Source organism: Roseateles sp. 22389 (genome assembly GCF_052044995.1).
Classification (GTDB): Bacteria; Pseudomonadota; Gammaproteobacteria; order Burkholderiales; family Burkholderiaceae_C; genus Roseateles.
This window is the reverse complement of sequence record NZ_JBQEOF010000005.1, coordinates 23,991-38,694: the sequence shown is the minus strand read 5'-3', so window position 1 is coordinate 38,694 and position 14,704 is coordinate 23,991. Positions and strand designations below refer to the sequence as shown.

At 65.5% G+C, this 14,704-nt stretch carries 7 protein-coding genes; 1 reads left to right on the top strand and 6 read right to left on the bottom strand.

What is annotated here, in order from left to right; translation table 11 throughout:
* Positions 1-6: 6 nt before the first annotated feature.
* The 3 genes from ACTJKJ_RS08705 to ACTJKJ_RS08695 all read right to left on the bottom strand — a co-directional run bounded on the left by ACTJKJ_RS08705 (position 7) and on the right by ACTJKJ_RS08695 (position 11,309).
* Complete coding sequence (locus ACTJKJ_RS08705; protein WP_440820196.1) at positions 7-10,290, bottom strand: hypothetical protein; 10,284 nt, start codon at positions 10,288-10,290, stop codon at positions 7-9.
* Between the two features lie 337 nt (positions 10,291-10,627).
* Positions 10,628-10,840: a hypothetical protein gene (locus ACTJKJ_RS08700; RefSeq protein ID WP_440820195.1), complete on the bottom strand. Its 213-nt coding sequence runs from the start codon at positions 10,838-10,840 to the stop codon at positions 10,628-10,630.
* Positions 10,809-11,309, bottom strand: coding sequence for a phage integrase N-terminal SAM-like domain-containing protein (locus tag ACTJKJ_RS08695; protein ID WP_440820194.1), 501 nt, complete (start codon positions 11,307-11,309; stop codon positions 10,809-10,811). Before ACTJKJ_RS08695 ends, ACTJKJ_RS08700 begins: the two co-directional genes overlap by 32 nt.
* 342 nt (positions 11,310-11,651) lie before the next feature.
* Here ACTJKJ_RS08695 and ACTJKJ_RS08690 point away from each other — a divergent pair, with 342 nt between their 5' ends.
* Positions 11,652-12,329, top strand: coding sequence for a hypothetical protein (locus ACTJKJ_RS08690; RefSeq protein WP_440820193.1), 678 nt, complete (start codon positions 11,652-11,654; stop codon positions 12,327-12,329).
* 328 nt (positions 12,330-12,657) lie between these two features.
* Here ACTJKJ_RS08690 and ACTJKJ_RS08685 read toward each other — a convergent pair whose 3' ends face one another.
* The 3 genes from ACTJKJ_RS08685 to azu all read right to left on the bottom strand — a co-directional run bounded on the left by ACTJKJ_RS08685 (position 12,658) and on the right by azu (position 14,547).
* Positions 12,658-12,858 (bottom strand): hypothetical protein, encoded by a 201-nt coding sequence (locus ACTJKJ_RS08685; protein ID WP_440820192.1) that lies wholly within the window; start codon positions 12,856-12,858, stop codon positions 12,658-12,660.
* 75 nt (positions 12,859-12,933) lie between these two features.
* Positions 12,934-13,932, bottom strand: coding sequence for a DUF3883 domain-containing protein (locus tag ACTJKJ_RS08680; protein ID WP_440820191.1), 999 nt, complete (start codon positions 13,930-13,932; stop codon positions 12,934-12,936).
* Positions 13,933-14,100: 168 nt separating this feature from the next.
* Positions 14,101-14,547: an azurin gene (gene azu, locus ACTJKJ_RS08675; protein WP_440820190.1), complete on the bottom strand. Its 447-nt coding sequence runs from the start codon at positions 14,545-14,547 to the stop codon at positions 14,101-14,103.
* Positions 14,548-14,704 lie beyond the last annotated feature (157 nt).

Below are 14,704 nucleotides of genomic sequence, written 5' to 3'. Positions count from 1 at the left end.
GTTGCGTTACGGCAGGTCGATCGGCGGAAGCTCCACCGGAACCGCGTCGCCGCGGGTCGCGCGGACCTGCAGGCGTCCGCGGTCCCAAGCGCGGGCCTTCTGTTCGCGCCAGAGTTCCTGGAGGTACTCGAGGCCATATTTGTTGCCGTCAGCCGCGGCTCGCTTGGCCGCCGCCTCGAACTCGGCCGGAGTCATGAGCTCCGGGACCAGGTGCCGCGGCAGCGAGCCCGGCTCGGGCGCCACCTCGGCGGGATCGGACGGCTCGGGGATGCCTTCTATCCACGGCAGCGATTCGGTGTGCTGCCCGCCCGCGTAGGGCCAGCGGAGGTCTCGCACGTCGCCGAACACGACGGCATAGGCCTTGCCCAGCGATTGGTACACGGGCGTTCCGCTGTGGGCCAGCACACCTATCCATTCGTCGATAGCCGCGGCCAGCGCCTTCGCTTCGTCCGCGGTCGGCGGTTTCTTCAACACGACGCGTTTGAGGAGGTATTGCGGGAACACGGCCAGCGCCGATCCTTGCGATGCTGGCAACCCGACGCCCGCCATGGCCATGGAAGCCCACAGTTCTCCCGCGAGGGAGGGGCGGCCGCCCTCGACGAACTTGCCCACAAACCACTCGAGCCAGTCGTCGCTCCAGCCGCCGGGGACCCGCACCTTCCCGCCGATGACATACTCGTCGATCTTCATCGCCGTCGCGGCGTCGTCGTCGATGCCGATCGGGACGGCCAGCGAAAGCGGTGAGATGGATACCGTGACGGTGGGCGCCTGCCCGTGCGCTTCGGTCAGGTTGCAGCGCACGCTCCAATCCGTCGCCGTGACCATCGCCCGCAGGGCGCGCTTCTCCGGAACGGTCGAGGCCGAACGCACGATGCGCGCGAGGGGCTTCACCACCCGCTGACACCGCAGCGCGGTCGGAGCAGACACGAACTCGAGGTCGTAGGCCACTTCCGGGTCCGGCAGGCGCGAGATGGGATCGGACCAGAGCTTCGCGGTGACGGCGTCCGTCGTGTCGGTATAGCGAATTGCGGGGATCACGATCTTGTAGCGCGCGGAAGCGCTTTCCCCAGATTCGGGGACCGCTGCTGGCCCCACGCCCCCGTCGAGGAAGGCCTTCCAGGGATGGCCGTCCTTTAGAGTCACGGCGCTGCCCGATGGCACCGAGAGGACCGCAGCCGCGTCGGCGAGATAGGCCGCCGTCGTTTCCGCGACGACCGTGCCGGCGGCCGACGTAGCCTGTACCGTGTGGCGGTACCAATGCGGCTGGTAGCGCGCCACCTTGACCCTCGACTGCGCGAAGGTCTCGCTCTCGCGCCCGAGAACGGCATCAGTGCCCTCGGCCCGCTTCAGCTCCGCCGCGTCGAGCCAATCGATGGCCTTGCCCGGCGTCTCCTTGCGATAAGGACCCGCCCACTGCGCATCGGCCGCATGCAGCGCGAAGTTCCACTGCAGGCCGGAGCGCGACACGCTGCGGCCCACGGCCACATTGGACTCGTCGAGCAGTTGCTCAGGATGATGCGGAAAGGCGACGGCCAGTGCGTTCCCCGGTACGCTGCCGGCCCGCACGTAACCCTGCAGCCGCAGCATGACGTCGGTCTCGTTCGCTCGCTGCGCGTAATAGACGCCGTCCTTCGCCCACCAATGCGTGTCGCCCAGCCGGCCCAACGATTTGACGGCCTGCGGCAGCACGGGCGCGGTGCGCTCGATGCTCGTCACCGCGAACGGCGGGCCTTGCGTGGTCCCTGTCGCTTCGAGGAAATCCTGCAGCGACAGCCCCGGGAGCCAGCCATGCGCATCCAGGATGGCTTCGTATCGCCACCGCGGCAACACCGCGAAGGCGCGGCGATGCGCATAGCCATCGGGTTCAGGGAGGGTGACCGAGATTCGCCTGGCCGTATCGGGCGCGGCCAGCACCGGCTCCATCTGTTCGATCGCGCCGATGGCGGCGGGAATCGTCGATCCCTTCGGCGGACTGGGATCGGCCGAGTACTCGAAGTACCGCCGATTCCAGCCCAGCCATTCGGGCACGATGGCGGCGAAAGCGTCGGCGTTCCCCTCCAGGATGGCCAGATGCTCGGCTTCCACCTTCATCGCATTGCGCGCGGCGCGCAGGAAGCGCTCCAGGCTCTGGCGGAAATCTTCGTCATCCTTCCATCCGTCCCAGGTCCCGAACTGCCCGAACGCGTCAGGTTCGTTGGCGACGGCTGAGCCCGGCTCCTCGTCCAGCGCACGTGCGCCTTTGAGCGGCGTCACGTCGCGCCAGAAGATGTGGCGCGGCACTGGCGCGTCCGGGAGCGCGAGCAAGTCGTGGAGCGTCCTGCCCTTCAGTCTGCGCTGTACGCCGTCGCTGCCAAAGACGACGTCGGCGTGCGGTGAGGTCGCGGCCGCGGCGTAGACGGGGTCAATGACGCTCCCGTGATGCACGATGGCGCTGTATATAAGCTTCCTGCGGATGCGCGGCCGCACCGAGATGCGCGCCATCGCAAGCGTCTTGCCGTCGATGCTGTAGTCCTGTTCGCCCCAAGGGAATCCACCGGTGGCATCGGGCAGGTGCGTGAAATCCACGCGCTGCGTCATGGCGCCGGGCTGCAGCAGGTATTCGACAAAGAGGTACTCAGAGAATTCTGGGTACGCGTCCCGCGCCGACTCGATGGCTGCCCGCAATTGGCGGCGGAACCCGTCCGGCCGCACGAAGCGGTCATCATGCGTGTCGAAAAGGCGGACCGTGACCCCGAGGCCAAGCCGGTCGAGCGCGGCCCAGCCGTACGGATCGGCCGCATCGCCCGTCTCCGCGATGAACTCGCCCAGACGATCGGCCTTGACTACAGGCGCGGGCCTGCGATCGACTTCGAACAACGGGGCTTTCGTATCGTCGACGGGACGGCGCATCAGCGCGAGCACATGCTCGATCACCGGGTGCAGGTCACGCTCGTACGCCATGGGCACCAGCTCGAAGGCGGGATCGAGCAGGTCGTAGCGCTTGTCGACGTTCGGATCGGGATCGAGACACCGGGGGCGCAGCTCCAGCACCCACCCCGAACGGCCCACGCGATCCCACTTCTGGCTCGTCGCATCCCCGCCTTCTGGGCGCGCGCGCAGTGCGCGCAGTGCGGCGCGCAGGCCCTCGGCGGAGCTGCCGAAGAGATCCGCGCCATCGGCCGTGACCTTCAGCTCCCACCCTGACCCGAGCGGCGGGTCAAGCGAGAAGAGCCACTTCACGACTTCGCCGCGCTGCCACTTCATGCGCAGTTCGATCACGTCGGGCTTGCCGCGGCCCAACAAGGCCTGGATCAGCTCCGAACCCGGTTCGAGGAGCGGATGCAGGCGCACGGGGAACGCAGGCCAGTCGATGAACGATTCCGCGTCCGAGTACCACGCGCCGTTGGACGAGCGCCGTTTCGCGTGACTCGGATAACGCATCTTCCAGTTGGCCGGATCGCCGATTTCCGCGGGGGTCACTATTGCGTGGTCGGGGTTGAGGAGCCGCACGGCAGTCTGCCGTCTGGCGGCAAGCCAGGAGACACGCAGGCGCGGGTCGATGCCCGCGTCCAGGCTCAGCGCATAGACGTCGAAACCCGAACGCAGCCGGTATCGGGCCGCGTCCTTGCGTCCGACGCCGCGCGGCTTAAGACTCCACGACAGGCTGGAGACCGCGCCAAACTCTGGATGCACGTTGCGCGTGACCTGCAGGTCATCGCCGCCGTTTATGGGCGAAAGGACGGGCTCCGGCAGCGCCGCGCGGCCCGGCACGGCGATCAGGTCGCCGGCCGCGACCGGCGCAAGCACGTCGGCCCGCTCGGCAGCGAACGGCATGCGGACGTATTCCAACGCTGTTACCTGCATCGGGGCCTTTGGCGCGCCGCCGCTCGCGGAGGCAACACGGACGAACGTCTGCACCGGAAGGCGCTTCGAGCGGGCGAGCACCACCGGCTTCACTTCCTTGCTCAGCAGCACGAGCTGAACGAAGAAGGTCCATGCGCGCGGGGCAGCGGTGTCGCGGATCAGGTTTACGAACTCAGTGACGCTCGCATCCCCCGGTTCGATGACGAGCACCGGCCAGTCCGTATCCTCTGCGGAGATATTCACCGTCACGTCGCCGGGCAACTCCTCGAGGCCGGCCCCGACGAGGGCCGCGAGCGGACGCTTCGACTGCGCATCCGCTCCGTACTGGCCCGCGGGCAGGATGTCCTCGCCGCGCGCGAAGATCCGCCATACGAGAGTCGTGTCGCGCGGCGGGAACTCTTGTGGCGCCGAATCGAGGTCAGATTCGTCCGCCTCGACACGCATACCGAGCTCGAAGCGCTCGATGGTGCCTGGCGTCTTCGCTGACTCGCGCGGGTCGACTTCGAGCGTCGCCATCGCAAGCTTCAGCCGCGGCACGTGGTAAGCCCCTTGGGGCACGACGATGAAATCGCTGCACACGAGGCCGTCGGTGTCGCTGATGCAGACGGGAGTGACGTCGTAGCGGATTACAGCTTGCGTGTCGCCCCGGAAGATCCGGTTGCGCAGCGCGACGGGCAGGTCGCCGAAGTCGTCTGTGTAGCGGTAGGGCGAACGGTGCAGCACGCGCTTCCACACGGTGTTCTCACACACGTGCTCCACTTCATCGGCACAGGTCACGGTCACAGCGGGGCTGTCGTATTCGACCCCGTCGACGGTGATGCGGCGCACCACGCGATAGTGCTTCACGTAGTCCTCCGCCGCTTCCTCGGCCGTTTCGTCGGGCCAGCGCAGCGTCCACTGCAGCTTCGCGACCCGGTCCTGGATGACGCTGCCGGTACCCATGAAGCGCGGCCTGCGGAGCGCGAACTGCGAGGACGGAGGATTGAAGACCTTGCACGCCCTCGAATCCACGTGGCCGCAGGCGGACGACGCGTAGTCGTCCACGCGCTTGCGCACGACGGCTTCGAAACCGTCCTTCCCCAGCGCATTCGCGAGGGCACGCGGGACCAGCAGCGTGAGCCCCAGGTGCGCGGCATTCACGGTTTCAGGCACACGGCCATCGCCGGCCAGATCGAAGAGATCGGAGGCGAACTTGTGGAGCAGGAAGTCACGGGCTTCGTGGCAGCGCCGGTCTGCCGGGTCCTGCATGATCGCGCCGAGGTATCCGCGCTCCTGCCGGTTGAACCGTTCCTGGTCGCTCGCGGCCCGCGCGGGCGCCTTCGGATCGAGCGGCGGTTGCGGCTTCGGTTCGTAATACGGCTTGCCGAGCCCGACCCCGGGGTGCTCGAAGGCTTCCGTGCGGAAGCATGCGAAGAACAACTCGGTCAGGCTCGCCGTCCCGTTGGCAGCCTGAGGCTGGTGGTTCTCCTTGTCTTTTTCGTTTGACTCGGTGTAGGCCATCGTCGCGTCCCAGTGCACGAAGGTCTCGAGTTCCGCCTGGCTCGCCGGCAAGCTGAATGCATGCCACGCGCCGGCCTGGTGGACATACAGGGTTTTGCCTTCCAGGGACGCCGGGATGTATCGGAGCTGGATGTAGTGGTCGGGAATAGTGGTGTCGCCCGTAGCAACATCCTCACGGCGCGGCGCCGCATAGAACGAGGCGCAATCGGTCACGTCATCCCTTGGGACGAAAGTGATGTACACCCAGTCGGACGGCGTGACGTTCGCCTCAAGCCCCTGGGGCGCGACCTTCGGGTACGTCAGAACGACGGTGAACTCGGTCGCCACGATGGGGTCGTTGCGTGGCTCGGGCTTCTCGACCAGCGCCGGGGGTACCCACTCGTCGTGCGGAACCGGCGCGAGCGGCCCGCTGTTGGCCGACGCGGCGACCTCTCGCGCTTTGCGCCGGTCCTCGCCGACCTTCGCGGCCTCCCGGTTCGCGTCGTCCTGCGTGCCGATGGGCGCGACCGAGGACGGCGTGTCCTGGATCAGGCTCAGGTTCATAAAGCGGCCCACCCGAGCGGCGGCGCTGTCGACGAGGCCCGGGGTGACCGCCAGTCCCACCGACAGTCCGAGCGAGCGACCGAAGACCGAAACAGCGATGGTCGCCCGCATCCGTGTGCCCATCCGCAGGTCGCCCTGGATCGCGAGTTCGGCCATCAGGTCGATCTGCAGGCTGAAGGAGAACGACGCGCGGATCGTTATCTTGCACATCCACGCCTTGATTTCCAGCCAGGCCGACACCTGGAAGCGCAACCGCACCTGCAGCGCGAAGAGCGAGTAGTAGAGGGAGGCGGCTGCGCTGCGCGAATCAAGGTGGCCGATGATGCGCGCGACGAGCGACGCATAGAGCGATGCCTGCACGCTGATGCCGACGACGCCCGCATCCAGCCGGCCCGACAGCTCGGAGCTGACCTGCCCTTCCAAGTTCAGGCCTGCGAGCAGCGCGCCGTCGTGGACGCGGAAGATCGCGCCGCCCGCCACGGTGATGTTCACGCCCGCGATGTTCTTCGTCCAGCGGATGCGGTTGGGCCAGCCCAACTCGAAGTGCAGCAGCCCCGGCCGCATGTAGAGCGTGGCGTCGTACTGAACTTCCTTGAGCGCGCTGCGGAAGGCGTCCGGCAGCGCAAGCTTGGAGCCGATCTCCGCGCCCGGGTTGCTCACGAGCCGCGCGAGGAACTCGCTGCGCTCGCCCGCGAGGATCACGTAGCCCGTGAGGGCCTGCTTGCCGGCGAGCTGGTTGGCGCCGATCTGTCGCGCGTCGTCCCAGTCGTAGTAGCTGTAGCCGAGCCACGCATTGGCCGTCATCATGAAGGTGCTCTTGCGCATCGCGAGGACGGCGTTGAGCAGCATCAGGTTTGGTAGCTCGGCCTCCTGTTCCTTGTTCCAGGTGAGCGGCTGCTGCGGGGCGCTGGCGCTGCTCATCGAGAACATCGCGCGCGCGACGAGCGTGTAGTCGGCTTGGTCCGAGATGTCCCACGTTTCGTACTTGGCCGGCTCCAGGGCGGTGCTCGCAATCTTGTCCAGCTCCTTGATGACCGCGATCAGGTTCGGTGCCTCGTCGATCGCCTTGATGCCGACATACGTGAAGTAGTAGCCCAGGCCGATTCCCACCTCCCGCAGGTAGAAGGGCACCGGTCCGAGTTGGAATTGATAGCTGATGCGCTGCGCCTCGAGAAAGACGAACCAGGCGCGGCGCGGCGCGTCCCAGCCGGGCTTGGTCACCTCTACGAAACCGAAGGAGGCGGCCAGCGGCGGAAGCCCCTGGATCGCCACGCGTCCCTGCCCCATGAACCCGTTGGCCTGCAGGCGGGGCTCGGGCTTGCGGCTCTCGAGCGAATGCTCCATCGTGCCGTCGACGGCGACGACCTTTCCGTCGATTTCAAAGGCGCTTCCCAGGCGCAGCGCGACGCCGAGCCCTTCGCATTTGATGCGCGGCACGATCGTCCCGATGCCCGGCGCCATGTAGATCCGGTGGAAGTCGCACTCCGCGCGCACGACGTCGCCGGTGTCGGCGAAGCGCACCTGGCCGCCGATCACCAGGGCGAAAGGCCTGTCGCCCCACATCGAGCAGCCGGGCTCCAGGCCGATGCTGCGCACCTCGAAGAAAAACATCTGGAAGAGCGAAGCGCGCATCGGCTCGTCGAGCGCGACGACGAACGACAGGTTGAGCTTGCGCAGTTCGCGGCGGATGACGTCCGAGTCGCCGCTCACCGGCAGGTCGGTGAAGCGCAGCTCCACACCAGCGAGCTTACTCAGCATGCCGTCGGCCAGCTCGGACACCGTGGGCTTGAACTTGGCGGACCCAGTGATGAAGGCGCAGAAATGCAGGTCCCCGCCCGACTCGAACACGCGCATCCCCATCGATTCGAGGCGGAAGTCGAAGTGCGTTTTCTCGCTGCGGACGAGCGCGTCGTTGGACGCGAGGTCGAGGCGGCCATCGCGCAGGCCCATGGCGCCGTCGGACTTGACGCCGAAGTCCAGCTCCAGCTTGACGTCTACGTCGCCCAGCAAATCGGGCGGGAGCTTCCCCTTGGCCTTGAGCAGGAACGACTCGGCCTGCCCGTTGCAGACCTTGATGTCCGCGGTGGAGAAAGTGAACTCCGTGCCGAGCCCGTTCAGGCGCATGCGGTAGGGCTGAGCGAGTTTCGCGTCGAGGTCGAGCCCGCCGCCGTGCACCGTGAAGTGCGAGATGTCGAAGGCGAGGTGCTTGCCGTTGATGTCGGTTCCGATCGCCTTGAAGACCAGCCGTGCGCTCACGCCGTCGGCGAGGTAGAGGCGCGGGTCGGAGCCCTGCAGGTCCAGGATGAACTGCTCGGTGTCGCTGGAGAACTCCACCTTCATCCCGAACAGCGAGAACTCCTCCTTCACCGAAATGCGCACGAGGCCGCTGGAAATGCCGGCCGTCATCTTGAGCGCATCAAGCTGCAGCTTCAGTTGCGACTGGATCGTGGAGCCGAGCAGGTGCAGCTTCACGGACAGGTCGGTTGTGAGGCGGCCCTGCACGAGGCTGGCCGTCGTGCCCGAGTGATCGATCTCGATGTACTGCTTCAGCCAACCGGCGGCACCGGGTTCGCCCTGCGCCGCGGGCGAGGCGAGGAAGGGCAGCAGCCGGCCCTTGAGCTTGCCGAACTCCGCGATCACCTTCACCTGCTGGTCGATCGGCTCGAATTCGTAGCCCGTGTAGTCGATCGCGGCGCCCTGCAGCGGCGGCAGCGCGGTCTTCAGGGCCCGCAGGAAAGCGGGCTGCCCGTTGCGCACGCCTAGCGGCACGAGGCTCAGGCGCTTCACGCCGGCGCCCTTGGTGGTGAACTGCACGCTCACGAGTTTCTGCGGCGGGGCGCTCGATCCCGGGGCCGGCAACTGGCCCGCGGGCCGCTCCAGCGTGGCGCCGCCGAACCACAGGTCCGTGCCCAGCGACAGCGTGGACAACTGGTCATCGGTCAAGGTGACCACCGCATAGGCATCGCGGGCGCCAGCCCTCAGATCGATAAGGAGCGCGAGCTCCGCGGAGCCGGGCGCGGTCAGCTCGAAGCCCGCAGCCTCTTCGCGGAAGGTCTCGGTCACGCGGCTCTTCGTCAGCGACACGATCACCTGCTGCAACGCGAACGTCTTCTCGTCGACGATGACGAGCATCTCCAGCTCGCCCAGCATCTGCGCCGCCGAACGTAGGAGCCTGAACACTTTCTCCAGCACCGCGCGGACCACCTCGGCCAGGCCAGCGGCGCCGCGCGCGATGGCCGAGAGGATCGCCGCCAGCACTTCGATCAAGGCATCCGCGTCGGGCAGGTCCGGCCCCTTCATGCCGAAGCGCAACGCGATGCCGCCCATCGAAGGTAGTTGCTGAATCAGCGAAGCCAGGTTTTGGATGGTGGGCTCGAGCACGCGAACGGAGCGGGTGTGATCCCTGCCGTTTATGCTCACGCGATCCCCGAAGCGGCCGTTCTTGAACGGCAGCTCCAGCACCAGCTTCAGTCGCTTGGATGGCTGCGTGGCGGGATAGACCAACAGCGTGGTCTCGTAGCAGCCGATCCATGCAGTCGCGCCGCCCGAGACATCGAACGCGAGATGCAGGATGTTCTGCTCCGCGTGCAGCACTAAGTTATCCAGCGGCGGTGGCAGGGGTTTGGGCGAAGCTTCCCATTGGACGGGATTGAGCGCCGCCTGGAACGGCGACACCCTCACCGTGCTACCGTCGAAGTGGACGTCGAGGGTCCCAATGAGGATGTCCCCGACGACCGGCGCACTGATCGTCACGTCGGAAACCTTCAGCGTCGCCGTCAGCTCCTTGGGCCCGGCCGCATAGCTGGCGATAAACGAAACCGCCTTCGGCACCACCTTCAGCGGCAGGCCGGGAAGCTGCGGGAGGGTTAGGCGCGGGTCGAACGCATCGAGCGTCCAGCCGGGCTTCCAGTCGAACGAAGGGAACGACAGCGAGGGGCCGCGCATGCCAAGCGTGGGAAGGTGCAGCTCGAGCCCGGGAGAGATGGCCTCCGCGTCTACTACGATTCGCCACGCGATGGTCACTTTCGCCTCGCCGGCCGCGCCGAGCTGCGCTTGACACTCGGCCGCGACCTCGACGGTGCCTCTGAAGAGGACGGCCGCACTTCCATCCTGCGATAGGCAGGCGCCGAGGTTGAAATCGGCCCGCCCATACGCGAAGGCGGCGCCGGCAGGAAAAACACGAGCACCCGCGAACTCACCGCTCGTGCCCAGCACGACCTGCGTCGATGAGACGGCTTGCACGAAGTCGCGCCAGCGGCTCTCGAGATCCTTAACCGCCTCGCTTTCCGCGGATGCGACGTCCCTGCGGATAGCGGCCAACGACTTCAACCGGGCGACGCCGGCATCGTCCTTGGCGAATAGCCCAGAAGGGATGCCGAAGGGCTGGCGCACCTTGAAGGACACGGACGCCCTCGCCGGGACCTCGCAATGCAGTTCCAGCGCTTCCGCACGCCCCGATGCATCGGTAGCGACCTCGATGCGCAACCCCGCTGGGCCGCCCGCAGAATATAGGATCAAGTGCACCGCTCCCTCCCAATGCGGCCCAGCGCATCAGACTACACGCGCAACGCGATGCGATCGAGTCTCGGGTTGGTGCACCTCATCAAGTTGGCGGAGAGACGTGGGTCCGACTCGATTGATGCCGACCCCGAACTGCAGTATTGGCGGGGAAGCACGCTTTACACGGGCTAGCTACGTGCGCCCAAGGGAGCCTGCGTGCATGAGTGCAACGCGAAATCCTCTAGCGCAGCTTTGCGCCCTCGTAGCACCCCAGCAGCAAGGCGCCCACCTCGCGGGCCAAGTTCGTACGATCGATGAAGCCGACGAAGACGAATTCCTGTCGTCGCTGACACTTGAGCTTGAGCCAGGTGTCGCTCCGCTTGGAGACATACGGCGAGTCGGCCTTCTTGAGCATGACGCCCTCAAGACCAAGCTGGCATGCTGCCGCCAACATCCTTGACGCGCAACTGCAGCGCCTCGTTGATGCGCATGCCGATGCCGTAGTGCAACCGGGCCAACAGGCCAAGCTCGCCTGTCATGAGGTTCAGTACCGCCGCGACTTCCTCCCGGCTCAGCACAACAGGCAGCCGGCGGTGCACCCGCGGACGCTCAATGCATGCGACCCACGGCAGTTCCACGTCCAGCACGTTGGTGTAGAGGAAAAGAAAGGCCGACAGCGCCTGCTTGTGCGTGGCGCTGGCCACCTGTCGTTCGTCAGCTAGCCAGGTCAAGAAGGCCTCTATCTCCGGACCGCCCATGTCCCGCGGGTGGCGCAGCCCGTGGAACCGAATGAAGGCGCGACACCAGTACACATAGATGTCCTCAGTGCTGCGGCTGTAGTGCAGGTAGCGGATGCGCTCGCGCTGATGGTCCAGCAGCAGAGGGGCCGTCAATGGCGGCGGACGATGTGCTGGGGTATGCATCACCGGCGGCGGCAAGAAGGAGTGGCGCTATCACACGGCTGACCCCGACTCTTTCGTGCAGTCGATCAACCAAGACCTGCGGGGGAACGCTGCGAGCCCACTGAAAATCACGAGCTACTTTGATCCCGAGTGGAACGCGTTGGGCGAGTTTCGTCCAATGGTGCCGCGATGACGTTCAACCTTTTGCTGCAGCGGACGGCTTCGCCTCCCGCTGAGGGCCGACGTTGGGCCTCAGAGTCACACGCCGGGCATCATCAGCATTGTGGAAGCATGTCGGCTGACCACCGAGGCATCCACCCTAGACTTCGCTGCGCCACTTTTTGTCCATGATCGGAGGGGCGAGTGTTCAAGACATATCTATTCAGGGCAGCAGTCGTCGTGCTCATCGTTGTAGGCACGCCACCCGCCAGCGCACAAACCGAGGCTATCGTAGCCGCCAATCAAGCATCAGCAGCCGCAGCGTCCGCTCAACAGGCCGCGAAAGCAGCGGCGAAGGCAGCGGAAGCAGCAGCCTCGTCAGCTTCAGCAGCCGCCGTTAATTCTTCCTGGATTCCCCCTTCCGACATCGCCATCTACCTCGTTCCCATCATTGTTCTGTTCGGCTCACTGATTGCAATCTTGGCAATTCGGAAGTCTCTTCCCGATTCGTGGTCACTTGCAGATGCCCTGTCCGAAGAGGTTCCGCTTCCTGTCATCAAGGAAGTCACCACAAAGGGACAGAACGGAGCACCAGACGTTGTCACCGAGGAGCCGCTCTACGACAAGGAGGGCAAGCCAGTTCTCATCCCAGTCTTAAAGGCCAGCTCGAGTCGAGTCATTGCACTAATGGGGATGCTTTCAATCCTGTTCATGTTCATCGGCTTCGGCACGTTCGCACTCTACGGCTTTGGAAAGACTGGCAACGCACCCGAGTCAGTGAGCGACATTGTCAAATTCCTTGCGGCAGGCATGACGCTCTTCGCTCCATATGTAGTCAACAAGTTCGCGTCGCTATTTCAGGGCCTCACAGGTAGCAAGTAGCACTGACGCCTAACCCCTCGGTCGAGGCAAGGCGCAATGCCGTCGGCCCCGCCTCACCTCGAACGTTGAACGTTGAACGTTGAACGTCAGCTTTGGGGCATCTCACGTCACCAAGGGCAACTTCCGCTTCGGGTCGATCGGCGACGGTCGCGAGGCTTGGCAGCGGTCACTCAGAAGTCATGAGCGCGGGCGGGATCGTGGAACGCCTGGTCCGGCCACCAGCCCGGTCTGTCTGAGCTTGAGCCGGTCGGCGCCTGGATGACAGGAATGCGCTGATGACCGGTCGCACCACGCGCGGCGTCGACCGACCGAGAACGCTGCAAATCGGTCAGCGTCCCGCTCCTGGGAGGATGGCGTCCGTCATGGCCGCGTCGGCTTGGTCGAAGACCTCAACGGGGGCTGGCCGAAACAGCGCGCGAGCCTCGTCCACCGTGCCGGTCAGCCATGTCGCCCAGTGTTCCGGCTCGACCTGGATGACGGCGAGCTTGTCCTGCTTGTCGGCGGGCAGCTTTGGATCCGGCTTGTGCAACCTGGCCAGCAGAGGATGTCCCTGAGCTTCGCCGTCAGGCGTTCTGCTGACGCGTCCGAGGCGAACCGGGGCTGATCAGTCAGCGCGCGCCTTGAGCTCACAGCGCCACACCAGCTCGTCAAAGCGGAACCGCTTCTTGACCTCCCAAGCGGCGTATCGCTCGATGTGGCAAGCGCTCAACGCGTTGGTGACAAGGGCAAGCTCCCACAGGTCGTCGACTCCAGCCGTCGCCCACTCGTTGCGGGTGAGGAAGAAGCCCGGCTCACTGGACGCCGTCCCCTTGACCTCCACGTGAAAGACGCTCACCCCGTCGGCGTTTCGTACGTCGATGTCGTATCCGAGGTTGTCATTGCTGACGTCGACGGGAAACAGACTTTCGTCGACGAAGAACTGCATCATCGCGGCCATCGACCTTGCTTCGACCAAGTCGCGATGCGCTTGGTCGGGGAAGGTCAGCGTCGGTACCCCCGAGTTCTTTTCCTCCCTCGGAGGAGCCTCAGGGAAGCCTGGCTGGTCGGGGCTGACGATATGCCCGTGCACCAGATACTGATCGACCTCGGCCTCGCTCGGGCACCAACCTGGCTCGCCCCGTACGAGGATGGCTCGTTGCTTCGCCGCATCCCAGTGCGCGACATGCCATGGCGAATCCTTGATGCGCAGGTCGGGCTTGGCGCTGATGCCCTGCATCAGTTCAGCCCTGGACCGTACGTCTGTCTGCAGCACGGCGATGAACGGCTGGCCGCCGAGCACCTGGCGCATCAAGCGGCGACGCTCGTTGGTGCGTCGCAGCTGACCCGGGTTCATCAGGTCTCCGTTGATCAGCGTGTTGCGCTCCTTCATGTTCTCCACCGAGAACATCCCGCCCGAGAGCGGATGCACGCATACGCCTTCGGCCCAGATCGTGAAGATCGGCGCTCCTGTGGGAACCTCCCAGGCGTACTCGATTTTCGTGGCCTGACTGTTGGCGTCGCGCACGCCCAGCCGCTGCAGGACGTCGTAGATGTTCTGCTTGCCGTGATCGCGCAGGTACTGGTCGATGATCGCGAGGACTTTCGGGGCGACTTCTTGGCGCATGGGGCGAGGGCGGGAAGGGGAGCTCAGCTTAGCAGCGCGCTTCCTCGCGAATCCCGCTGCGGAGGGGAGGCGCACAGGGCGCGCCCTGTGTTTGCAGTCAGCCTGGTGGCTGCTAGCGACGCGTTGCGTCCTATCGTCGCTGATCGGCCGCCAGCGCTTCTCCCCCTCTCAGTTCGCCACCGTCAATGTGCCCTTCATCATGGTCCAGTGATCGGGGAAGCTGCAGAAGAAGCTGTACTCGGTGCCGGGTTTGAGCTTGGAGACGTCCACCTCCGTGGAGGTCGACTCGCCACCCCCGATCACCTTCGTTGCGCCGAACACGCGGGCGTCGCCCGCCTTGACATAGTTGTTCGCCGCGCCCGCGCTCATCCCCTCGGTGGCCGTGGCTTGCATGGCGGAGGATTCGGTGAAGACCCAGTTATGTCCCATGACATTCTTGGGCAACTTCCCGGTATGCGTGAGGTTCACCTTAAACGTCTTGCACGCCTTGGGAACGACGATCGACCTCTTGTCGAACTGCATCTGGTCGTTGCCGGCGACAGCGATTTCGCAGTCTTCGGCGTGAGCAGCGGACACGGACAACATCAGTGCCGCGGCGACGGTGAAGATCTTCATGCTTGATCCTTGGAATGGTCAGAAGAGGGTGCTACGCCGGCGCTGTCTTGGCGCTCGCCTCCCCCCCTCATGTAAGGGGTTCGGCTAATCGGATGTCGGGATCCATAGACCGAATCCGTTTCTCCTTAGGAGAGAACGTTTAAGGCCTCGCCCGAGG

Coding starts and splice junctions, on each gene's coding strand:
- ACTJKJ_RS08695 (WP_440820194.1), bottom strand. CDS start 11,309: ATGCATACCCCAGCACATCGTCCGCCGCCATTGACGGCCCCTCTGCTG.
- ACTJKJ_RS08680 (WP_440820191.1), bottom strand. CDS start 13,932: ATGCGCCAAGAAGTCGCCCCGAAAGTCCTCGCGATCATCGACCAGTAC.
- azu (WP_440820190.1), bottom strand. CDS start 14,547: ATGAAGATCTTCACCGTCGCCGCGGCACTGATGTTGTCCGTGTCCGCT.
- ACTJKJ_RS08700 (WP_440820195.1), bottom strand. CDS start 10,840: ATGTTGGCGGCAGCATGCCAGCTTGGTCTTGAGGGCGTCATGCTCAAG.